This window comes from Streptomyces sp. NPDC007917, assembly GCF_042959105.1.
GTDB lineage: Bacteria > Actinomycetota > Actinomycetes > Streptomycetales > Streptomycetaceae > Streptomyces.
On sequence record NZ_JBIBKK010000016.1, the window covers coordinates 88,960 to 109,158 of the forward strand.

General features: G+C 73.8%; 22 protein-coding genes. 11 read left to right on the forward strand and 11 right to left on the reverse strand.

Going from position 1 to position 20,199, the window contains the following annotated elements; genetic code table 11:
• Positions 1-57: 57 nt before the first annotated feature.
• Positions 58-960, forward strand: coding sequence for an endonuclease/exonuclease/phosphatase family protein (locus ACFZDL_RS29220; protein ID WP_353594225.1), 903 nt, complete (start codon positions 58-60; stop codon positions 958-960).
• Here ACFZDL_RS29220 and ACFZDL_RS29225 read toward each other — a convergent pair.
• Entirely contained in the window at positions 957-1,835 is an 879-nt protein-coding gene (locus ACFZDL_RS29225; protein ID WP_353594226.1) for a LysR family transcriptional regulator, read from the reverse strand. The genes ACFZDL_RS29220 and ACFZDL_RS29225 overlap by 4 nt on opposite strands.
• Before the next feature lie 126 nt (positions 1,836-1,961).
• Here ACFZDL_RS29225 and ACFZDL_RS29230 point away from each other — a divergent pair, with 126 nt between their 5' ends.
• Genes ACFZDL_RS29230 through ACFZDL_RS29240 form a run of 3 tightly spaced genes read left to right on the forward strand, consistent with a single transcriptional unit; the run spans position 1,962 to position 4,166 of the window.
• Entirely contained in the window at positions 1,962-2,330 is a 369-nt protein-coding gene (locus tag ACFZDL_RS29230) for an SgcJ/EcaC family oxidoreductase (protein WP_353594227.1), read from the forward strand.
• Positions 2,331-2,332: 2 nt separating this feature from the next.
• Positions 2,333-3,469 carry a flavin-dependent oxidoreductase gene (locus ACFZDL_RS29235; RefSeq protein WP_353594228.1) on the forward strand — a complete coding sequence of 379 codons (1,137 nt, stop codon included), beginning with the start codon at positions 2,333-2,335 and terminating at the stop codon, positions 3,467-3,469.
• Between the two features lie 10 nt (positions 3,470-3,479).
• On the forward strand, positions 3,480-4,166 hold the full coding sequence (locus ACFZDL_RS29240) for an alpha/beta fold hydrolase (protein ID WP_353594229.1): 687 nt from the start codon (positions 3,480-3,482) through the stop codon (positions 4,164-4,166).
• Here ACFZDL_RS29240 and ACFZDL_RS29245 read toward each other — a convergent pair.
• Positions 4,157-5,188 carry a hypothetical protein gene (locus tag ACFZDL_RS29245; RefSeq protein ID WP_353594230.1) on the reverse strand — a complete coding sequence of 344 codons (1,032 nt, stop codon included), beginning with the start codon at positions 5,186-5,188 and terminating at the stop codon, positions 4,157-4,159. The genes ACFZDL_RS29240 and ACFZDL_RS29245 overlap by 10 nt on opposite strands.
• A gap of 112 nt (positions 5,189-5,300) precedes the next feature.
• Positions 5,301-6,251 carry a sensor histidine kinase gene (locus ACFZDL_RS29250; protein ID WP_353594231.1) on the reverse strand — a complete coding sequence of 317 codons (951 nt, stop codon included), beginning with the start codon at positions 6,249-6,251 and terminating at the stop codon, positions 5,301-5,303.
• A 231-nt stretch (positions 6,252-6,482) separates the two neighbouring features.
• On the opposite strand from ACFZDL_RS29250, the gene ACFZDL_RS29255 reads away from it, so the two are divergent.
• The 4 genes from ACFZDL_RS29255 (at position 6,483) to ACFZDL_RS29270 (ending at position 9,600) form a co-directional block, all read left to right on the forward strand.
• Positions 6,483-7,364: an alpha/beta hydrolase gene (locus ACFZDL_RS29255; RefSeq protein ID WP_353594232.1), complete on the forward strand. Its 882-nt coding sequence runs from the start codon at positions 6,483-6,485 to the stop codon at positions 7,362-7,364.
• 193 nt (positions 7,365-7,557) lie between these two features.
• Entirely contained in the window at positions 7,558-7,881 is a 324-nt protein-coding gene (locus ACFZDL_RS29260) for a hypothetical protein (protein ID WP_353594233.1), read from the forward strand.
• 54 nt (positions 7,882-7,935) lie between these two features.
• Positions 7,936-8,766 (forward strand): SAM-dependent methyltransferase, encoded by an 831-nt coding sequence (locus ACFZDL_RS29265; protein WP_353594234.1) that lies wholly within the window; start codon positions 7,936-7,938, stop codon positions 8,764-8,766.
• Between the two features lie 66 nt (positions 8,767-8,832).
• A complete protein-coding gene (locus ACFZDL_RS29270) occupies positions 8,833-9,600 on the forward strand; it encodes an N-acetyltransferase (protein WP_353594235.1) in 768 nt (255 codons plus the stop codon).
• A gap of 57 nt (positions 9,601-9,657) precedes the next feature.
• Here the strand turns inward: ACFZDL_RS29270 and ACFZDL_RS29275 are convergent, their stop codons facing one another.
• Both ACFZDL_RS29275 and ACFZDL_RS29280 read right to left on the reverse strand, forming a co-directional pair.
• The gene (locus ACFZDL_RS29275; RefSeq protein ID WP_353594237.1) at positions 9,658-12,501 is read right to left on the reverse strand and encodes a BTAD domain-containing putative transcriptional regulator; all 2,844 of its coding nucleotides are present in this window, start codon (positions 12,499-12,501) and stop codon (positions 9,658-9,660) included.
• Positions 12,502-12,671: 170 nt separating this feature from the next.
• Complete coding sequence (locus tag ACFZDL_RS29280; RefSeq protein WP_353594238.1) at positions 12,672-13,526, reverse strand: pentapeptide repeat-containing protein; 855 nt, start codon at positions 13,524-13,526, stop codon at positions 12,672-12,674.
• A gap of 212 nt (positions 13,527-13,738) precedes the next feature.
• On the opposite strand from ACFZDL_RS29280, the gene ACFZDL_RS29285 reads away from it, so the two are divergent.
• On the forward strand, positions 13,739-14,194 hold the full coding sequence (locus tag ACFZDL_RS29285) for a helix-turn-helix domain-containing protein (protein ID WP_353594239.1): 456 nt from the start codon (positions 13,739-13,741) through the stop codon (positions 14,192-14,194).
• A gap of 24 nt (positions 14,195-14,218) precedes the next feature.
• Here the strand turns inward: ACFZDL_RS29285 and ACFZDL_RS29290 are convergent, their stop codons facing one another.
• The 3 genes from ACFZDL_RS29290 to ACFZDL_RS29300 form a co-directional block, all read right to left on the reverse strand.
• Positions 14,219-14,572: a hypothetical protein gene (locus ACFZDL_RS29290; protein WP_353594240.1), complete on the reverse strand. Its 354-nt coding sequence runs from the start codon at positions 14,570-14,572 to the stop codon at positions 14,219-14,221.
• A gap of 72 nt (positions 14,573-14,644) precedes the next feature.
• A complete protein-coding gene (locus ACFZDL_RS29295) occupies positions 14,645-15,286 on the reverse strand; it encodes an NAD(P)H-binding protein (RefSeq protein WP_353594281.1) in 642 nt (213 codons plus the stop codon).
• Positions 15,287-15,288: 2 nt separating this feature from the next.
• The gene (locus ACFZDL_RS29300; RefSeq protein ID WP_353594241.1) at positions 15,289-16,230 is read right to left on the reverse strand and encodes an EamA family transporter; all 942 of its coding nucleotides are present in this window, start codon (positions 16,228-16,230) and stop codon (positions 15,289-15,291) included.
• 45 nt (positions 16,231-16,275) lie between these two features.
• Between ACFZDL_RS29300 and ACFZDL_RS29305 the strand changes: the two genes are divergently transcribed.
• On the forward strand, positions 16,276-16,773 hold the full coding sequence (locus ACFZDL_RS29305; RefSeq protein WP_353594242.1) for a MarR family transcriptional regulator: 498 nt from the start codon (positions 16,276-16,278) through the stop codon (positions 16,771-16,773).
• 36 nt (positions 16,774-16,809) lie between these two features.
• Here ACFZDL_RS29305 and ACFZDL_RS29310 read toward each other — a convergent pair whose 3' ends face one another.
• Both ACFZDL_RS29310 and lxmK read right to left on the reverse strand, forming a co-directional pair.
• Positions 16,810-17,886, reverse strand: a complete 1,077-nt coding sequence (locus ACFZDL_RS29310) for a T3SS effector HopA1 family protein (RefSeq protein WP_353594243.1) — start codon at positions 17,884-17,886, stop codon at positions 16,810-16,812.
• Positions 17,883-19,052: a class V lanthionine synthetase subunit LxmK gene (lxmK, locus tag ACFZDL_RS29315; RefSeq protein WP_353594244.1), complete on the reverse strand. Its 1,170-nt coding sequence runs from the start codon at positions 19,050-19,052 to the stop codon at positions 17,883-17,885. Before lxmK ends, ACFZDL_RS29310 begins: the two co-directional genes overlap by 4 nt.
• A 332-nt stretch (positions 19,053-19,384) precedes the next feature.
• Between lxmK and ACFZDL_RS29320 the strand changes: the two genes are divergently transcribed.
• The gene (locus tag ACFZDL_RS29320; protein ID WP_353594245.1) at positions 19,385-19,555 is read left to right on the forward strand and encodes a hypothetical protein; all 171 of its coding nucleotides are present in this window, start codon (positions 19,385-19,387) and stop codon (positions 19,553-19,555) included.
• 112 nt (positions 19,556-19,667) lie between these two features.
• Here the strand turns inward: ACFZDL_RS29320 and ACFZDL_RS29325 are convergent, their stop codons facing one another.
• Complete coding sequence (locus tag ACFZDL_RS29325; RefSeq protein ID WP_353594246.1) at positions 19,668-20,129, reverse strand: helix-turn-helix domain-containing protein; 462 nt, start codon at positions 20,127-20,129, stop codon at positions 19,668-19,670.
• Between the last annotated feature and the right edge of the window lie 70 nt (positions 20,130-20,199).

Consider the following 20,199-nt stretch of genomic DNA (forward strand, 5'->3'; position numbering starts at 1 on the left):
TCGCCCACACCGCGAGGCCCGAGACTCAAGGCCATCGCCGGACCTTACGGAGGAGCCATGCCCGCACCTGTGTTCAGCCGTCGCCACGGCATGCGCGCCGCGGCCGCCGCGGCCCTGGCCATGCCACTCGCCGTCCACTCCGAGGGCGCCGCCGAGGCCGACTCAGGCCCGGAGCCCGACGCGCGGCTGCGCGTCATGACCTTCAACCTCCGCTTCGCCTCCGACGCCGAGCCCAACTCCTGGGCGCAGCGCCGCCCCGCGATGCGGGAGCTGCTGCGCCGCGAGGCGCCCCAGCTGCTGGGCACCCAGGAGGGGCTGTACGGCCAGCTGCGCGACATCGCCCACGATCTCGGGCCGCGCTACGACTGGCTGGGCACGGGACGGGCGGGCGGCAGCCGCGATGAGTTCATGGCCGTCTTCTATGACACCCATCGGCTCGAACCGCTCGAGTACGACCACTTCTGGCTGTCCGACACCCCGTATGCGATCGGGTCCAACACCTGGGGCGGGGCCGTGGTCCGGATGGTCACCTGGGTCCGCTTCCATGACCTGCGCACCGGCGGCCAGTTCTACGCCCTCAACACCCACCTCGACCACCGCAGCCAGCCCGCCCGCGAACGCGCCGCCGCCCTGATCACCGAACGGCTCCACGGCCTCGACCCGGCCCTTCCCCGCATCGTCACCGGCGACTTCAACGTCGCCGCCCACGGCAACCCGGTCCATGACGCCATGCTCGACGGCGGCTCCCTCGTCGACTCCTGGGACGCCGCCGAGCGGCGCAGCGCGCAGTACGCGACCTTCCACGGCTACCGGCCGCTGGTCCCGGACGGCGACCGGATCGACTGGATCCTCACCTCACCGGCCGTGCGCACCCACTACGCCGCCATCAACCCCTACTCCCGGAACGGCCAGTTCCCCAGCGACCACCTGCCGGTGCAGGCGGTCCTGGAGCTGCCCTAACCCCCGATGAGCCGCCGGGCGCGCCCGATGAGGGCGCGCGCGGCGGGGCTGATGGGGCCCTCGGCGCGCCAGGCGAACGCCAGGGCGCCGCGCAGCGCGGGCCGGGTGATGGTGAGGGCACACAGGTCCGCACGCCGCACCACGACGCCCGAGGGCACGATCGCGATGCCCAGCCCGCGCGCCGCGAGCTCGGCGAGCACGGCGGGGGTGCCGGCCTCGAAGGCGATCCGCGGGGTGAAGCCGGCCGCCGCGCAGGCCTCGTCGAGCAGCGAGCGGATGCCCGCGCCCCGGGGCAGGCTGATCAGCACCCGGTCGCGCAGCACGTCGAGCGGGATCGAGGACCGCCTCGCCAGTTCGTGGTCCGGGCTGACCGCCGCGACGACCGCGTCCTCGGTGACGACGTGGGTCTCGAGGCCCGGTGGCGGCGTGGTGCCGTAGGCGATGATGGCCGCGTCCAGCCGGCCGCCGCGCAGCGCGTCGACGAGCTGGTCGGAGCTGTCCGTGGTGAGGGTGATCTCCACCGCCGGATGGTCCTCGTGGAACTCGGCCAGCAGCGTGGGCAGATCGACGTTGTGCGAGGTCACCGTACCGATGGCGACATGCCCGCGGACCAGCCCGGTCAGCTCCTCCACGGCCAGCCGCACCCCGGACACCGCCGAGAGCGCGGCCCGGGCGTAGGGGAGGACCGCCGCGCCCACCTCGGTCGGCCGCACCGAGCGCCCCGAGCGGTCGAGCAGCTCCTGTCCGAGCTCGTGCTCAAGGCGTCTGATCTGCGCGCTGACGCCCGGCTGGGCCACATGAAGCCGCTCGGCCGCCCTGGTGAAGTTGGCCTCCTCCACCACGGCCACGAAGTATGCGAGCTGCCTGAGTTCCATGACGCCACGCTATAACGATTACTTCTGATGTGCAGCACAACCAGCTCTTGGACTTCTAGATCGCGAGGCCGCAGAGTGGAGGTGTCAGCAAGAGAAGGACACGACAGAGCGACAGCAGGAGCAGCCATGACCGACCGGACCACCGCGCGCGAGCGCGCCACCGAGCCCGAAGACCTCACCCGCCTGTTCGTGGAGCGGGCCAACGCCGGTGACGTCGAAGGCCTCGCCGAGCTGTACGAACCCGACGCCGTGCTCGCCTTCCCGCCGGGGTCCCGGACGGTCGGCCGCGAGGCGATCCGGGCGGTGTTCGAGCAGATGCTGGCGCGGACGTCCCACTTCGAACCGGAACCGGCGCTGCCGACCGTCCGCAACGGCGACCTCGCCGTCACCTCGACCCGGCCGGCCGACAACACCGGCGGGCGGGTCCAGGTCGTACGGCGGCAGCCCGACGGCAGCTGGCTGCGCGTCATCGACCGCCCCGAGATCAGGGACTGACCATGCGGGTGCTGATCGCCGGGGCCGGTATCGGCGGGCTGACCGCGGCCTTGAGCCTGCACGCCACGGGGTTCGAGGTCACCGTGATCGAGGCCGTCCGCGAACTGCGCCCCCTGGGCCTGGGCATCAATCTGCTGCCGCACGCCGTGGGCGAGCTGACCGAGCTCGGCCTCGGCGACGACCTCGCCCGGATCTCGGTGGCCACCGCCGAGAACGTGTACTGCGACCAGTGGGGGAAGACGCTCTTCGCCGAGGAGCGCGGGCTCGCCGGGGGCTACCGGTGGCCGCAGTACTCCGTGCACCGCGGCCGGCTGCAGTCGCTGCTGCTGGCCGCCGTGCGCGACCGGCTCGGCCCGCACGCCGTACGCACCGGCACCCGGCTGCTGGACTTCGAGCAGGACGCCGACGCGGTCCGCGCCCGGGTGCCCGGGGGCGAGATCGAGGCGGCGGTGCTGGTCGGCGCGGACGGTCTGCACTCGGCGGTGCGCGCACGGCTGCACCCGGACCAGGGCCCGCTGCTGTGGTCGGGGGTGCGGATGTGGCGCGGAGCGGCCGAGGCCCCGCCGTTCCTCGGCGGCCGCTCGGCGGTCATCGCACGCGGCGCGGGCAACGCCGAACTGGTCATCTATCCGATCGGCCCCTCCCTGGTCAACTGGGTGGCCCTGGTGCCGGTGGCCAAGCCGGGGCCGCTGCCAGGCGACGCCAACTGGAACGCCCCGGGGCGCGCCGAGGAGGTGCTGGGACACTTCCGCTCCTGGGACCTGGGCTGGCTCGACGTACCCGCGCTGATCAACAACAGCCCGCAGATCCTCGAATACCCGATGGTCGACCGCGACCCGCTGCCGGCCTGGGGCGAGGGGCGGGTCACCCTCCTCGGCGACGCCGCGCACCCCATGTACCCGGTCGGGGCCAACGGGGCATCGCAGGCCATCGTCGACGCCCGGGTGCTGGCCCGGGAACTCGCCCGCGACTTTCCCCGGGGCCTGGCCGCCTACGAGTCGGCGCGACGGGAGGCGACCGCCGCCGTCGTCGCCGCCAACCGCGAGATGCAGCGCTCGGGGGACGCGCGTTCCCCGGAAGAACTCGCGCGCATCACCACCACCTACCGGCGCGCCACTCGCGCCGACCACCGTCACTGAGGAGTACCACATGGCCATTTTCGTCCTCGTCCCCGGCGGCTGGCACGGCGGCTGGTGCTATGAGCAGCTGGACGGACAGTTGCAGCAACACGGCCACCGCGTGCACGCCCTCACGCTCACCGGCTTCGGCGACCACGCACGGCCGATGAGCGGCACGGTGAACCTCGACACGAACATCCAGGACGTGGTCGATGTGCTGACGGCCGAATCGATCGAGGACGCGGTGCTGGTCGGGCACAGCTATGGAGGGATGGTGATCACGGGGGCCGCGGACCGGGTGCCGGAGCGGGTGGATTCCCTGGTGTATCTGGACGCCTTCGTACCCGAGGACGGCGACTCCTGTTGGACCCTCGCCTCCGAGGAACTGCGTGGGTGGTATCTGGACGTCGGGGAGACCGGCTACGCGGTGCCGCCCCTGCCGCACCTCGACCCCCGCGCCACGCCCCATCCGCTCGCCTCGCTCCTCCAGCGGATCCGGCTCACCGGCGACCTCGGGCGGTTCCGGCGCCGGGACTATGTGTACGCGACGGGGTGGGACGGCGCGTCGCCGTTCGCCCCCACCTACGAGCGGCTCCGCGAGGACCCGCGGTGGACGGTGCACGCCGTGGAGGGCAGGCACAACCTCATGCGGGACGCGCCGGACGACCTGCTGAAGATCCTCCTTGACGCGGCGCCGGAGCCGGGTGTTCAGAGGTGAGCGACCCGCTGCCAGGCGTCGAGCAGCCGGGCGGCCGAGCCACCCACCGGCCCGACGGCGTCCGCGAGGGTGGCGGCGTCGGGCAGATGGGCCGCGTTCACGGCGGCGACCGCCGCGCCCGCGTCGTCGATGGCGGCCGAGCAGACCGCCAGCAGATAGTCCGGCACGGTCAGCTCGGGGTCGGTGCAGCCCACCAGCGGTGTGCCGACCGCGGCGACCAGCGGGAACACCGTCCCGGGGATGCCGATGGCCGCCTCGGCGCGCGCGGTGGCCATGACCGACGGGACGTCGCTGATCTCGTAGCGGTCCCACAGGCGGCGGTCCTCGCGCGGGTGCAGCCCGACCAGGATCCGCTTGCCCGCCGCTGCGAGCTTCTCCGCACTGGCCAGCAGCAGTTCCGTGCCCGGGGCCGCGTCCCCGGTGGCGTCCGGGTGCGTGACGCTGGTCAGGACGAGCACCAGACCGGGCTCCGGGCGGCGCGGCGGGAGGCCGTCGGTCTGCGGTGAACCGACCACCCGGATCGGCCGCCGCACCCCGAGATACCGGGCGAACGCCCGCGCCTCGGCGGGGGAGGAGGCGGTCAGCAGCCGCAGCCGCGGCCGCAGCTCCCGCGCCCGGGGCGCCTCGACCGGCTTCTGGTAGGCCAGGGCGCTCGCGGCCGCCGGGAGCCGCCGCAGGCGGGCGGCGCAGTCCGCCGGCCAGTCCCCGGCGCCCGTGACGACGAGCAGATCCGCCTCCGGCGCGTCGGCCGGTGTGGCGACCGGGACCGGGTCTCCCGGGGTGATCCGGGTGTGGTCCGGCACCAGCTGGGTCAGTTGCCAGCGCCGCCGCGCCACCTCCGTGAGCAGCGGCTTGACATGGTACGTACCCCAGGGCTCATTGGTGGCCACCAGCACCCGAAGCGGCCTGCCGCGCACGGGACCGGCGGCCACGGCCGCGTCCGCACCGCCGAGCACCAGGCCCGCGGCCCCTCCCAAGACCCCGCCGAGCACGGCGCGGCGTGACACCTGAAGTCCGTTCATGACCGGCACGGTAGCGGCGTGGCCGGACCGACGGAGGCGACGGTGCGTGAACACCTCCGGAACACGCGCCGTCGCCCTCACCAGGCCGGCCGCAAGGCGGGCGCCGGGGCGCTCAGATACGGGTGCGCAGCCTGATGACCGTGCCGTCCGCGTCGGTCTGCATCTGCACCACGTCACACAGCATGCGCACCCCCCACAGCCCGAACGCGGGCTCCGAGTCGGCCGGCGGGGCGAAGCCCCACAGCGCGTCCGGGTACCAGTGGCCGGGGCCGGAGATCTCGCTGACCAGATCGCCGTTGTCGGTCCACATCCGCAGCGCGGCCGGCGCGCTCCCGTGCCGGGCGGCGGTGGTGGCCACCTCGACCACGGCGGCGACCATGTCGCGCAGCGCGTCCCCCGCCAGCCCATGGCGATCGGCCCGCTCCGTGGCGAAAACGCGCAGGGCGTCCAGATCGGCCGTGTTGACCGGCATCGTCTCGGCCAGCCGGGGGGCGCGGGGGAGCGGCCGGCGGTCGCAGGTGGCGATGAACGGGCCCGGGTCGGTGTACTCCTCGCTCTTGCGCGGCCCGTGTCCGTCGATCATCTCGGGGTGGGTCTGCCGCGCGTAGTCGAGGATCTCGGAGGGCAGTGCCTGCTGGTCGTAGCAGCAGATCACGCGCGCCCCCGAGTCGCTGAACGCGGCGTTGACGATGGACTCGTAGCGCGCCCACTCCACGACCTCGAGCGGGGTGCGCCCCTGCCACACCGGCTCGGCGACCAGCCGGGCCCGGCGGGGCTTCTCGGCCTCGACATAGGCGTGGTACGCGGCGATGGTGCGCACCGGGTGCTGGTACCAGTGGAGCGCGTCCTCGAACTGCACCGAGGAGGCGTCCTGGCCCAGGGCGTCGCGCAGCGCGCTGATATTCGACTTGGAGGCGACCACGGCGACGGCGTCGTCGGCCTCGAGCCCGGCGCGCAGGAACGGCACGCCCACCGAGACCACCTCCTCCTCGCCGCGGTAGAGGAATCCACGGTGCACCATGGAGGCGCGGTGCTCCGCCACTCCACTGCTCTGGCCGGACATAGGGCCTCCCTCACGCTGCGCCGGAAAATCGCACACGGGTCCGCGACTTAAGAAGTCCGGACGGTGTGATGCGCAGTCTGCCACCCTCGCCCGTGCGGCGCACGGGGGCCCTCACCATTGAACAATGCCTGAACACAACGGCGTTGCGCGACGACGGGACCGGGCCGGGCGACGGCGGAGGTGCGCCCGGCGCACATGGACGCGCCTTGAGGGGTGGCATAGCATCCCGGCGTGACACAGCTGAAATACGTCAACGCCAATGGACTTGAGTTCGGCTACTTCGAAGCGGGCCCCGCAGATGCGCCATTGGCGCTGTGCCTGCACGGCTTCCCCGACACCGCACACACCTGGCGCCATCTGCTGCCCGCCCTCGGCGACGCGGGCTACCACGCGGTCGCCCCCTTCCTGAGGGGCTACGCGCCCACCGGTGTACCCGCCGACGGCGCCTACCAGGCCGGCGCGCTGGCCGCCGACGCCAACGCGCTGCACGACGCGCTCGGCGGCGGCGACGACGCCGTACTCATCGGACACGACTGGGGCGCGATCGCCGCCTACGGCGCCACCGCCCACGCCCCGCAGCGCTGGCGACGGGCCGTCACCATGGCCGTCCCCCCGCTGGGCGGGGTGCTGGCCGACTTCTTCGGCTTCGACTACGGCCAGTTCAAGCGCTCGTTCTACATCTTCCTGTTCCAGACGCCGCTGGCCGAGGCGGGGGCCGCGGCCCACGACATGGCCCTCATCGACGGCCTGTGGCGCGACTGGTCGCCCGGTTACCACCACGCCGAGCAGGACATCGCCCACGTCAAGGAGAGCCTGCGGGAGCCGGCCAACCTCGAGGCCGCCATCGGCTACTACCGCGCCCTGTTCGACCCCTCGCGGCACCTGGAGAAGTACGCCGCCGAGCAGGAGGCCATCACCCGGACCGGGGAGCGGCCCACCCTCTATCTGCACGGCGCGGCCGACGGATGCATCGGCGCCGACGTGGTCGGCAGCGCGAAGGACCACCTCCCGCCCGGCTCGCGCGTCGACCTGGTCGAGGGGGCGGGACACTTCCTGCACCTGGAGCGGCCCGAGGCCATCAACAGGAAGGTCCTGGCCTGGCTGGCCGAGTGAGCAGACCCCCCTTTACCCGGGGCCCGGTTATCCCCCGGCCACCGGGGGAAGAGTGGACAGCGGCGTGCGCGGCGGGCCCGGTATACCGGGCCCGCCGCCCGGTTTACCGCCGCTATACCGCCGCTACCCCGCCCTCTTCGATGCTGGGCACATCGCTACAGCCGCCCGGTAGGGATGCGTCTGGAGAGGGCCAGTGAACGTCGACGAGCAACAGCAACAGCACACCGAGCACGATGCCCTCTACGCCTGGAGCACCTACCAGGTCTCCGGCGGAGTGGAGGGATCCGGCCCGAGCGGCACCTGCCGCGCGGAGAAGACCGCACGCGCCTGCCTCGAAGCGGCGCTGCAGGCCGCGGCGGTCCACTCGGACGTGTACTCCTGGGGGCAGCTCAGCCGGGTGCGGGCCGACGTCGATCTGCCCTTCCATCTGTGGTCCCGAGCCCCGCTCGCCTGGGCGGAACCGGGGCCGCGGGAGACGGTCACCTGGCGGCCCGGTCTCGCGCCGCACGGACAGTGACCCGTAACGGCATGTGGTGAGGCGGTGGCAGTGCTCGTGGCAGGGGAATTCGGGATGAACAGCAGCGGGGCCGGCATCGGGCTCAGGACACCGGGAATCCGGCAGCACGCCGGACACGGCCGCCCCCAGGGGCGTGAGGCGAATCCGGCCCGGGTCTACAACTATCTCGTCGGCGGCAAGGACAACTACCTCGCCGACTACGAGCAGGCCCAGCGCTTTTTGAGCGTCGCCCCCGAGGTCAGGGACACCGCGCTGTCCAACCGCCGCTTCCTGGCCCGCGCCGTGAGCCATGTGGCCAAGGACGGCATCGCCCAGTTCCTGGACATCGGCGCGGGCCTGCCGGTGAGCCCGAATGTGCACGAGGTCGCGCAGGCGGTCAATCCACGGGCCCGGGTGGTCTACGTCGACAACGACCCGATCGCGGTGAGCCACGGACGGGCGCTGCTGGCCGGCTCAGGCACCACGACGTTCAGGGCCGATCTGCGCGCCCCCGAGCAGATCCTGGACCACGACGAACTGTGCCGGCTGCTCGACCCCGAGCAGCCGGTGGCGATCGTGCTGGCGTTCGTCCTCGACTACATCGACGACGCGGACGACCCCTGGGGGCTCGTCGCCCGGCTCATGGACTGGGCCGCGCCGGGCAGCTGTCTGATCCTGTCCCATGTCACCGGCGACTTCACCCAGAACCCGTACCGTGACTGGTCCGGGTTCACCGGTCCCGTCGTGTCCGGGGCACGCGACCGGTCACAGATCCTGGACTTCTTCACCGGCCTCGACTTCCTCGCCCCCGGACTGGTGCAGCTGCCGCTGTGGCGGCCGGGCATCGGCGCCGAGGACGACCCGTCCCGCGTCTGGGCCTACGGCGGGGTCGCCCACAAGCCGTGACCGCCCACAGGCCGTGACCGCGAAATCGGCTGGCCCGTGCGGTGCGGCTATGGCAACGTGCCCGTCGTGACACACAGCGACACCATCCGGATCACCCCGCTCGCCGACCGCCCCTCGCTGATCGGCCGCGTGTACGAAATCAGCGAGACCTGGCCCGAGTTCATCACCCATGACCTGGTCTCAAGCGCACTCCTGAGCCGGGTGGTGGAGGAGTTCCCCGAGTACTGCGTGGTGGCGACCGACGGCGACCGGGTGGTGGCACGAGGGCTCGCCGTGCCCTTCAACGCCGAGCTCGACGGCCGTGAGGAGACGCCCGACCAGGGCTGGGACCGCGTGGTGACATGGGCGTTCCGCGACCGGCGCGGCGGACATCCGCCGACCGTGGCCAGCGCGCTCGAGATCACGGTGGACACCGACTACCTCGGCCGAGGGCTGTCCTACCGCATGCTGGGCGCGCTGCGCGCCACGGCCGCGCGGCAGGGCCACGACACGCTCCTGGCCCCGGTGCGCCCGACGGCCAAACACCTGAGTCCGCACGTCCCCATGGCCGAGTACATCCGCGCACGGCGGGCGGACGGACTGCCCAGCGACCCCTGGCTACGGGTGCACGTCAAGGCGGGGGGCACCCTCGAGAAGGTCGCTCCCGCCTCGATGACCGTCAGCGGATCCCTGGCGCAGTGGCGCCAGTGGACCGGTCTGCCCTTCGACCGCGACGGCGACGTCGAGGTGCCCGGAGGACTGGTGCCGGTGCGCTGCGACACCGCCCAGGACCGCGCGGTCTACGTCGAACCCAATGTGTGGATCCGCCACGGCACGCGTCCCCACCAGGCCTGAGGAACCCCGGCCGGGCGCAGGCGCTCCGGCCGGGCGCAGGGGCCTGGGGGCCGGGTCTCAGCGCGGGCCGGGGCCGACCTGCAGCGTCATACAGGCGGGGAAGAGCCCGCTCCAGGTGTGCCCGCGCCAGCTCTCGTAGGTGCCCGGCCGCTTCCACACGGGCAGGGCCTGGTCCAGATGCGTCCGCCCCTCGGGGAACCTCCCCTGCTCCATGTACGTGATCCCCATCTCGTACAGGGCGAACCCCTGGTGGTGAATGTTGCCGGTCCGCCGCGCGCCCTCCAGGGCCTCACGGAAACAGGCCAGGGCCTCCTCGGGGCGGCCGAGACCCCGGTGGGCCCGGCCGAGGTTGCCCAGGCCGATCACCTCGGCCGCCAGATCGCCGGTCTCCCGGGCCAGGGCCAGCTGGCGCTTCTGCACATCGATGGCCTCCTCGTGGAGCCCCAGCTCGCACAGCGCGTCGGCGAGGTTGCACAGGGACCGCAACTCGCCCTCGTGATGGCCCAGTTCACGCCAGACCTCCAGCGCCGCCTCCAGACACTCCCGGACGTCGTCGTATGCGCGCAGCAGCCAGTGCGCGCCCGCGAGGTGGTCCAGCGCCCACGCCTCGCCCTCCAGATCGCCGAGGCGGCGGGCGGCCTGGAGAGCCAGCTCGTTGACCGACTGCAGGTCCTGGGCGTGCGCCCGCGGATAGAGGAACCACTGCAGCGACTCCGCCAGTCGCACACCGAGGCGCGCGATCGGCTCCGGCCGCTCCACGGCGTGGGCGACGGCGGCCAGCAGATTGCGGAGTTCGGCCTTCAGCCAGGCATCCGCCTCCGCGCTGTCGCCCAGCGGGACCACGTAGCCGTCGCCGGCGCCGTCGACAGGGTGCCCGGGCCGCGGGCGGAGCGGATCGAGCAGGGTGACCGCGTGCTGCGCGGTGGCCAGATAGCAGGACAGCCCGCGCGCCACGGCCGCCGACCGCTCGGCCTCGGAATCCTCCTGCTCCCCCCGCTCGGAGGCGAACAGCCGGAGCAGGTCGTGCATGTGGTAGCGGACCGAGTCCGGGCTCTCCAGGAGCTGCGCGTCCACCAGCCGCTCCAGCGCGCTCTCGGTCCGGCTCGCGCTCAGCCCCAGCAGGGCGGTGGCCACCGGCAGGCTCACATCCGGCCCGGGCAACGCGCCCAGCAGCCGGAACGCCCGCGCCGCGTCCTGGTCGTCGGACCGCCGGCCCTCGCGGAAGCCGTCGTAGCTGACCTGGAAGCTGGTCCGTACGGCCAGGTCGCCGAAGCTCAGCTCGTCCAGCCGGCCGCGCACGTCGGTCAGCTTGGTCACCAGGGTGCGCAGCGGCCGGCCGGGGCGGGCGGCCAGCCGGGCCCCGGCGATCCGCAGCGCCAGCGGCAGACCGCCGCACAGCCGGGTGATGGCCTCGGCCTCCTCGGGCTCGGCCCGGACCCGCTCCGCGCCGACGATCCGCTCCAGGAGCGCCACGGCCTGGTCGCGGGGGAGGACGTCCAGGTGCAGATGGGTGGCGCCTTCGAGGGTGGTGAGCATTTCGCGGCTGGTGACCAGCGCAGTGCAGCCGGGCCCGGCGGGCAGCAGCGGGCGGACCTGCTCCACGGAGGCGGCGTTGTCCAGGATCACCAGCAGCCGCCGGCCCGCCGCCAGCGAACGGAACTGGGCGGACGCCTCGTCGGTGGAGCTGGGCACGCTGGAGCCGTCCACCCCGAGCGCGCGCAGAAACCGGCCGAGCACTTCGCCGGGGTCCAGGGCGGTCACCCCGGCGGTGGCGCCGTGCAGATCGACATAGAGCTGACCGTCGGGAAACCGGTCGGCGAGCTGATGCGCGGCGTGGATGACCAGGCTCGACTTGCCGACCCCGCCGGTGCCGTCGATGGCCGCGATCACCACGGGCCGTCCGCCCGCGCCCCCGTCACCGCCTTCGGCCGCGGCGGCCCCGGAGCCGTCGTGCTCCTCGGCCTCTTCGATCAGCGTCCGTATCACCGCGACCTCGCCATGGCGCCCGGTGAAGGCGGGGCTGGCGGGCGGGAGCTGGCGGGGGCCGCGGGGGGTGCGGGCGGCCCCAGGGGGCGCGGCGGGTGTCCCCGGGCCGGCGCCGGGCGCCGCCCCTTGCGCCGCGCGGTCCGGCGGCGGCATCAGGGTCTCGTCGGCGGTCAGGATCCGCTGGTGCAGTCGCTGCAGCGCCGGGGTCGGCTCGACGCCCAGCTCATCGGCCAGCGCCCCGCGCAGATCGCGGTACGCCGCCAGGGCTTCGGCCTGCCGTCCGGACCGGTACAGCGCCAGCATCTGGCGGCCGCGCAGGTCCTCCCGGAAGGGGTGTTCGGCCGTCAGGGCCTCCAGCTCGCCCAGCACCGAGGCATGCCGGCCGCACCGCAGATCCGCCTCGATCCGCGCGTCCACGGCCTCGAGGCGGCACTCCTCCAGCCGCGCGGCCTCCGCCTCCACGGCCGGGGTCGGGGGCACGTCCTGGAACGGCGCGCCGCGCCACAGCCCCAGCGCCTCGCGCAGCCGCTCGGCGGCGGCCTCGGGCGCGTCCCGGTCCAGGCCGCGCCGACCCTCCTCGACCAGCTGCTCGAACCGGTGCGCGTCGAACTCGGCCGCCTCCACCGCGAGTCGGTATCCGTGTGCCTTGTAGCCCTGCTTGTCGGTGATCAGGACCTCACCGGATTCGTCGCCCAGGGTCTGCCGCAGCCGCGACACATAGGTCTGCAGCAACTTGCCCGCGCTCTGCGGACGCCCCTCCTCGCCCCACAGCTCGTCCATGAGCCGTTCGGTGGGCACGGTCCGGTTGGCGTGGCACAGCAGCACCGCGAGCAGCATGCGCCACTTGGCGGGGCCGAGGGAGACCCATCGGCCGCCGTCCCACAGCTCAAGCGCGCCCAGGACCCGATACCGCACCCGTTACCTCCGAGGTCCTCGGCCCAAGCCCGGCCCCTGTCTCGATTCGTCGATACGTCAACTCACCGCTCTGGCAATGGTTATACCTCTCCAGGGGCCGTTCCCGTGCATCATTCACCGGTCGCGGAGCAGTCTCCTCCGATCCTGCCGGGTCAAGGTGTCCGAAAACGCTAGGACGGCCAGTGGGCCGGGTGGCTCAGCGCCCGGGGCAGCCTGGTGGTGGCGTCACCCTTGGCCGCGTTGAGCTGGGCCTGGGTGAGGAAGACGGCTCCGGTGAGGTCGGCGCCGGTCAGATCGGCGTCGCGGAAGTCCACCCCGATCAGATCCGCCGACCGCAGGTCCGCGCCGGTCAGATCGGCCGCGATGAGACAGGCCCCGCGCAGGTTGGCGCCGCGCAGATTGGCACCCCTCAGACGGGCGCCGATGAGATCGGCCCCCCGGTGGTTCTTCTTACGGCCCGGGACCCGGGCCCGCACCAGCTCGCCGACGCGCAGCAGCAGGGCGTTCACCTCCTGGCGCAGCGCCGCCACATCCAGCCCGGCCAGGGACTCGGCGCTGCCGTGGGTGAGGCCTTCGAGGTCCGTCAGCGTCCGGCGGAGGTCGGCGTGGACCGGGCGGGCCGCCGGCAGGGCCAGCGACTCGGTCACGTACCACAGCAACTCGTGCAGGGCCCGCATGACGGGGAACACCTCGAACATCCGGGGCGCGGTGTCGGGGGCCTGCCGCCAGTCCCGGCCGCCGAAGGTGGTCTGGGACACCTTCTGGCCCGCCCCGAAGCAGTCGAAGACCGTGCAGCCGGAGAAGCCGCGCTCGCGCAGCTGTGTGTGGATGCCGCAGCGGAAGTCCGCCTGAAGGTTCGTACACGGCCGTCCGGCCGCCTTGTCGACCGCGAAGTCCGCCGAGGCGGCGAAGGGCAGGGCGACGCAGCACAGTCCGAAGCAGTTCGCGCAGTCGGCCCGCAGGGAGAGCCGGTCGGGGCCGGCGGCGGGAGTGGCGGCCGAGGGGGTTTCGCGCTCGCGGGACAACGTGCCTGATCTCCTGCCGTGAGAGGAACACCGCCGTATGCCGTGCTCGGGGCCGGTGTCCATTGTCCCCGAGACCCGGGCGAGCCGTGTTGGCGGGCTGTTAGGAGGCTGTTAGCGAGCGGTTAGCCCCCTTGGGCGCCGCTGAGGCGACGGAGGGTTCCGGCCCGACCCCTTGGTTTGAGAACCAAACGCAGCGCCCGTACGCTGCGCGTATGAAGGATCCGCGGCCCTGCTCCATCGCCGACTCGCTCGCCGTGGTGGGGGAGAAGCACTCGCTGCTGGTACTCCGCGAGGTGTTCCTCGGGGTGCGGCGCTTCGACGCCATGGTCCGCAACATCGGTGCGCCGCGCGACATCCTCGCGGCGCGGCTGCGCCGCCTGGTGGAGGCGGGTGTGCTGGAGAAGGTCCCCTACAGCGAGCGGCCCCGGCGCTTCGAGTACCGGCCCACCCAGGCCGGCTGGGAGCTCGAACCGGTGCTGCTGATGCTGATGAAGTGGGGCGACCGGCATCTCGCCGACCGGCCCCCGGTGGTGCTCGAGCACTCCTGCGGCGCCGAGTTGGACCCCGTCGTGTGCTGCGGAGCCTGCGGGCAGCGGGCGTCCCGGGACACGCTCACCCACCGCGTCGAGGCGCCGGGGTGGACCACCACCGGACCCGAGGCCGGCTGAGCCGCGGCGGCGGCGGTTGTCCGGTCAGCGGCGGTGCCACAGCCGCCGGCCCCGGCGGCCGGGCCCCCGGCGTCCGGGGCGGGGGCGCGACGGGACCGGCCGCCCGCCCCGCTCTCCCGGCCGGGCGGCCACGCCGCGGTCGGGGCGCCAGGGGTCGTCCGGCGACGGGATCGGCAGCTTGCGTTCCGCCTGCACCTGGATCTCGTAGTGGGAATCGTGTCCGGTCGCGTGCCATGCCTGGTCGTAGACGTCCACGATGGAGCGGACGGCCGACCCGGCGACGCCGCGGCGCCGGACGAGAACGGCCAGCCAGGTGAAGAAGCCCATGACCACGGAGAGGCAGCCGACGACCACCAGGAACGGAAGTAACTCGCCCATGGAGAGACCTTACGCCGGGGCCGGTCCGCGCGGGCCCCGGCGTAAGGTCCTCCCGTGGGCCGGAGGGCGCGCTCAGGCCTGGGCGACGGTGAACCGGACCCGGTGGTGGCGGGGGTGCTCGGCCTCGTCCAGCAGGGCCACCGCGAGGTCTTCCATGGAGATACGGGATACGCCGTCGGCGTCGACCAGGAGCTCGTCGGCCCCCAGCCGGTAGGTGCCGGTGCGCTCGCCCGGTTCGAGCAGGGCGGCCGGGCTCAGATAGGTCCAGTCCGCCTCGGACTCCGCGCGGCACACCTCGAGTTGTTCGGCGCAGGCCAGCGCGATGCCCCGCCAGGCGGCGGGGAAGTCCGGGGCGTCGACGACCGGCGTGCCGCCGGTGCCGGGCACGGTCAGGGTGGCCGCCCCGCCGACGACCAGCAGCCGGACGCCGCTGCTCGCCACCCCGGCGAGCAGCGCCTTCGTGGCGGTGACGAGCTCGTCCTCGCTGCCGGGCGCGGGCCGGGTGGCGGTGATCACGAGGTCCTGGCCGGTGCTCAGCCGGACCACGTCCGCGACGTCGGCCGCGTCGCCGACCCGGGCCGTGGCGCGGGCGGGCAGGGCGCCCAGCCGGTCCGGGTTCCGTACGACCGCGGTGACCTCATGGCCCCGGGACAGCGCCTCGGCCACCACACGGCTGCCCACGCTCCCGGCCGCTCCGAAGACGGTGATGCGCATGGTCATCGGTTTCCTTTCGGCTCGGCCGTCCGGCGGACGGCGAGATCGCTGAGGGGGAGGGCCGGCCGTACGCGGACGCGATCGGCGCGGCGGGCCGGGTGGATCTGGGCCATGACCATGGCGGCGAGGACCACCGCCCCGCCCAGGGCCTGCCACGCGGTGAGTCGCTGGCCGAGCGCGAGCCAGCCGAGCACGGTGGCGACCAGCGGGCTGAGCAGCCCGAGGAAGGTGACGTCGGTGGGGGACAGGGCGCGGATCCCGCGGAACCAGAGGGCATAGGCGAGGGCGGCGCCGACGAGCGAGAGATAGCCGTAGCCGGCCAGGTTCTCGGCGGTCAGCGTCGTCGGGGGCGGCCCTTCGGCGAGGAGGGCGACGGGGAGCAGCAGCAGGCCACCGGCGACCAGTTGCCAGCCGGTGGTCGCCAGCAGGGGCGCGGGGGAGGTCCACCGCTTGCTGAGGACGACCCCGGTGGCCATGACGAGCGCGCCCCCTGCCGCGGCGGCGACACCCAGGGCGTCCAGGCGGGCGTCCGCCCGCAGGACCAGCAGGCTGACTCCGGCCACGCCCGCCACCCCGGCGACCGCGGTGCGCCGGGACAGCCGCTCGCCGAGCAGGCCGGAGGCGAGGACGGCGACGAGGAGGGGCTGCAGGGCGCCGACGGTGGCGGCGACCCCGCCGGGCAGCCGGTAGGCGGCGACGAACAGGAGGGCGAAGAACGCGCCGATGTTGAGGGCTCCGAGCACCAGCGCGCGCCACCACCACATCCCCTGCGGCAGGCGCCGCGTGAGCAGGACGAGCAGCAGACCGGCCGGCAGGGCGCGGACCACCGCGGCGAGCAGCGGGCGGCCCGGAGGCAGCAGTTCCGTTGTGACGAGGTAGGTGGTCCCCCAGACGCCCGGCGCGAGCGCGGTCAGCAGGACGACCCCGATCCGATTTCTTAGCACTAAGACAAAGTATCTCAGTGCTAAGGAATTGACTAGGCTGGGGGTGTGACGGACCACGTGGACCTGGTGTTGGAGCAGTGGGGCGCGGAGCGCCCCGATCTCGATGTGTCGCCGATGGCGGTCATCGGGCGCCTGAAACGGCTCTCACGGCTGATCGAGGCCGAGACGCGCCGTACGTTCGGCGCCCATGGGCTCGACCCCGCGTCCTTCGACGTGCTCGCCACCCTGCGCCGCAGCGGGCCGCCGTACCGGCTGACCCCCGCCGCCCTGATGCGCGCGGCCATGGTCACCTCGGGCGCCGTCACCCAGCGCCTCGACCGCCTCGAAGCCCGTGGCCTGGTGACCCGTACGCCCAGCGAGTCGGACGGCCGGGTGGTGCATGTCGCCCTCACCGACGAGGGCCGCGCGCTCATCGACCGGGCCCTGCCCGACCACCTCGCCACCGAGAGCCGGTTGCTCGCCGCCCTCGGCAAGGCCGACCACGACACCCTGGCCGACACGCTCCGGAATCTCCTGGAGTCGCTGGGCGACACCCGGGACTGAGCGGCGCCGAGCGGGTTGGGCGGTCATCACCTCGGTTCAGGACGGACAGGAGGCCGACCGCAGGGTCAGCAGGGCGGCGGCGGGCAGGCCGGGGGAGGAGCGGTTGCGGGCGGGTTCGGCGGGGTCCGCCGCCGCGCCGCCCAGCGAGACCGCGATCTCCCGGGCCAGATCCGTGCGTTCGCGGTCCACCGCGTGTCGTACGACGCCCTCGGCGACCGCCGCCGCGCGGTGCTGGCCGAAGCTCTGCCCCCGCCACCCGGGCCGGGAGTCCCGCGGCTCCCAGGCGACGGCGATGCCCGGGAGCAGCCGCCGCGCGAAGACGGAGGTGTCCGCGCCGATGCCCGGCAGCCGGCGCACGGCCGCCGTCAGCGGGAACACCACGTCCGCACGGTCCGCGTCGAGGTAGACCACGAGGGCGTCGCGGCGCGGATACGCCCACGGGCGCGAGAGGACCTTGGCCCGGTACGGCACGGACCGCGCGGCCAGCTCCGTCAGCAGGGCACCCCACACCCGCGGGGCGGCGTCCGGGTACCGCAGATGGACATACATCCGCAGCACCTCGCGGTCCGCCCCGTCCGCCGGCCGTCCGTCGGCCCCGTCCACCAGCAGGAACCCCGGGGAGAGGGCCGGTCGTACGGCGGGCAGGTCCGCGACCACCCGCCCGCCCGGTGCCACAGCCGTCGGTGTCGCGGCCTCGTCGTCCGCCCGGGCAGGGCCCCGCACCGCGTCCAGGGGCAGGCTCACCCGCACCCGCCCCAGCTCCGCCGTGAGAGCACCGCCGCCGGGCGGCGCGGCGGTGTGCACCACCGCCTCGACGGGGGCGTGCGCGTGCGGTGTCGCGGCGATCAGCCGCGCTTCGAAGGCGTGGTCGCGGCGCGGCAGCCGGGCCGGCGCGTCGGGCTCGAGCGCCGTTCCCGCGTGCCACCGCTCGTACAGCGCGGTGGCCAGGGCCAGCCGCACCTCCCGCGCCGTGTCGCCCGGGATGCGGCGCTCCTCCAGCCATACGTCAGGCACCCCGTCAGGTCGCATCCCGCGCAGGCGCAGATGGGTCAGCGCGGCGCGCAGGGCGGGCGACAGCGGGCCCGTCCCGGCCCGCCCGGAGGTGTCCGTCATGCGTCGCCCCCCAGCCCGAGCACGTCGATGAACCGCGCGGGCGCGAGCAGCGCGGCGCGCCCCACGCCCGCCGTCCCCCGCTGGACGGCCGTCAGCCGCGCGCTGTGCGTGGCGGTGGCGAGCACCCGGTCGAACAGATGCCACCCGGCGTAGGCCACCGCTCGCTCCGCGAGGCCCGGGTCGGCCGTCGGCCGGGCCTCGCGGTACCCCCGCCAGAACGCGGCGATCAGCGGCCGTACGGCATCGAGCCGGTCGGCGCCGCCGCGTACCAGGGACGCGTGGACACCGCCGTCGGCGCCGGACGGGTCGGCCGCGCCAGCTGCGTTGTCCGGTGGGCTGGGCTCGAACTCGGTGAACATCAGCGTGGCCGCGCGGAACAGCCACTGCCCGACGAAGCCCCCGACATCGCGGGCCGGATCGGCGAGGCGGAACTCCTCCCAGTCGCACAGATGCAGCTCGTCGCCGTGCAGCAGGAACTGATCCAGCCTCAGATCGCCGTGCGCGGGGGTCGGCGCGGCGGCGCCCGAGCGCCGGCCGAGCGCGTGCAGCGCGGCCTTGAGGTCGTCGTCGTGCTGCAGCAGCGCCCAGAACGCGAGCTCGGCCGCGCTGCTGCGGGTGTACTCCGCCACGGTCAGGGCGGACAGCCGGGAGGCCAGGCCCCGCGCCTGACCGGCTCCCGCCCCTGGCACCCCGGCGGGGTGGAAGCAGTGCAGCTCTCCCACCGCCCGCCCGGCCCGGTGCGCCAGTGCGGCGTCGAACCGGCTCTCCTCGGCCAGCACCGCCCCGGACACCGCGCCCTCCAGCAGGGCGTAGACCAGGACCAGCGCCTCGCGGTCGCCGCCGAGGAAGGCCGGAGCGCTCCAGCTGAACGGCCCGGCCGCGGCCCGCACCACCTGGAAGGCGTACGCCCGGTCGAAGCGTGCCGTGGCGTCGTGCGTCCGCCGGTCCAGCCGTTTGACGAAGACCCGCGTGCCGTCCTCGGTGCGGCCCGCCCAGTTGTCGTTGCGGCCCGGGTGGCTGATGAGCCCGTCCGGCACCAGCGGCGGGAGGGCGAGCCGCGTCAGCGTGAGCGCCACCTCGGGCGCCTCCGAGAGCGGTACGGGTGCCAGATCGTGCCGTGAGGCGTCCGGTGCGCCGTACACATCCTCCGGAATCGTCGCTGTCATGCCCGAAACGCTAGGCATGGCTGCGAAGAGGCGGAAAGTGGCAGGACTTCGCCTGGCAGATCCCCGCCGGTGGACCCCCGCGAGGGCCGCGAAGCCGTGCCAGGGGGCAGGACCCTGTCAGTTTCGGGCGGTGGCGGGGGCTCCCCGGCCGGCGCCGCCGCGCCGACTGCCGTCGGCCCCCCGGGGTTGGGCCAGTTTCCTGCGGGTGTCCGGGCCGGGCGACGGCTGCTGGGATCGAGGGGACGGACGGGAGGCGGGCCGGGGGCGGACCCGCGCCCGTCCGTGCGTACTCGACACCGCCCGCGACATCACGACCCGAGGAGTCAGCAGTCATGAGCGCCATCGACCTGATGGGCGGCTACGCCGCCTACACCACGCCCGACGCCACCGTCGCGGAACTCGCCACCACCCGCACCGTCCACGACCCGGACGCCTCCGCCGTCACGACCATCATCATCACCACCACGCTCTCGCTGCTGACCACCATCACCAAGGGCGACTGACCCAAGAGGCCAGGAGGCCAGGAGGCCAGAAGGTCAGGAGGCCGAGACCGGAAGAGCCAGGGGCCCCGCCGACGTTCGCGTCGGCGGGGCCCCTGGTCGTCTCACGCCGACGTCAACCGCGGTCGCGGCGGCGCCTTCCGCCCTTCTCCGCCTCCGCCGCGGCCTCCGCCTCGCGCCGGGCGATCGCGTCGATGACATCGCTGATCGTGCCCAGCCCCTCGGGCGAGAGGTTCACCGCGCGCAGCGCCACGTCCCGCACGCCCGCGTCGCGCAGCGCGCCGAGCAGTTCGAGCTCGCGGGCGATCTCCGCGCCCTGCTCGTGGTCGAAGAAGTAGGCCGGGGGGACCTGGAAGAACTGTGCCAGCGCCTCCAGATGGCGCTTGGTCGGGTTGTCCCGCCGCCCGGTGCGCAGCTGCCACAGATAGGTGGCCGAGAAGGTCTCGCCGGTGGCCTCGCGGCAGGCGCGGGCCACTTCCTCATGGCTGTACTGCTGGCGGTCGGGCCGGCGCACGACCTTGAAGAGAGTGTCGATCTTGTCGGCCAGCGCCGACGGCGTGGGCTCCTCCCCTGTCACGGCGCACCTCTCTCGTTCGCGCCCGCCGCGGCTGCGCGGCGGGCGGCAGCAGACATAGGTCCTCAACATG

Bases quoted from the DNA above. Each gene is read 5' to 3' on its own strand.
- ACFZDL_RS29240 (WP_353594229.1), top strand. From the start codon at position 3,480: ATGGCCATTTTCGTCCTCGTCCCCGGCGGCTGGCACGGCGGCTGGTGC.
- ACFZDL_RS29250 (WP_353594231.1), bottom strand. From the start codon at position 6,251: ATGTCCGGCCAGAGCAGTGGAGTGGCGGAGCACCGCGCCTCCATGGTG.
- ACFZDL_RS29310 (WP_353594243.1), bottom strand. From the start codon at position 17,886: ATGACGGACACCTCCGGGCGGGCCGGGACGGGCCCGCTGTCGCCCGCC.
- ACFZDL_RS29265 (WP_353594234.1), top strand. From the start codon at position 7,936: ATGAACAGCAGCGGGGCCGGCATCGGGCTCAGGACACCGGGAATCCGG.
- ACFZDL_RS29235 (WP_353594228.1), top strand. From the start codon at position 2,333: ATGCGGGTGCTGATCGCCGGGGCCGGTATCGGCGGGCTGACCGCGGCC.
- ACFZDL_RS29225 (WP_353594226.1), bottom strand. From the start codon at position 1,835: ATGGAACTCAGGCAGCTCGCATACTTCGTGGCCGTGGTGGAGGAGGCC.
- ACFZDL_RS29285 (WP_353594239.1), top strand. From the start codon at position 13,739: ATGAAGGATCCGCGGCCCTGCTCCATCGCCGACTCGCTCGCCGTGGTG.
- ACFZDL_RS29295 (WP_353594281.1), bottom strand. From the start codon at position 15,286: ATGCGCATCACCGTCTTCGGAGCGGCCGGGAGCGTGGGCAGCCGTGTG.
- ACFZDL_RS29320 (WP_353594245.1), top strand. From the start codon at position 19,385: ATGAGCGCCATCGACCTGATGGGCGGCTACGCCGCCTACACCACGCCC.
- ACFZDL_RS29290 (WP_353594240.1), bottom strand. From the start codon at position 14,572: ATGGGCGAGTTACTTCCGTTCCTGGTGGTCGTCGGCTGCCTCTCCGTG.
- ACFZDL_RS29230 (WP_353594227.1), top strand. From the start codon at position 1,962: ATGACCGACCGGACCACCGCGCGCGAGCGCGCCACCGAGCCCGAAGAC.
- lxmK (WP_353594244.1), bottom strand. From the start codon at position 19,052: ATGACAGCGACGATTCCGGAGGATGTGTACGGCGCACCGGACGCCTCA.
- ACFZDL_RS29220 (WP_353594225.1), top strand. From the start codon at position 58: ATGCCCGCACCTGTGTTCAGCCGTCGCCACGGCATGCGCGCCGCGGCC.
- ACFZDL_RS29245 (WP_353594230.1), bottom strand. From the start codon at position 5,188: ATGAACGGACTTCAGGTGTCACGCCGCGCCGTGCTCGGCGGGGTCTTG.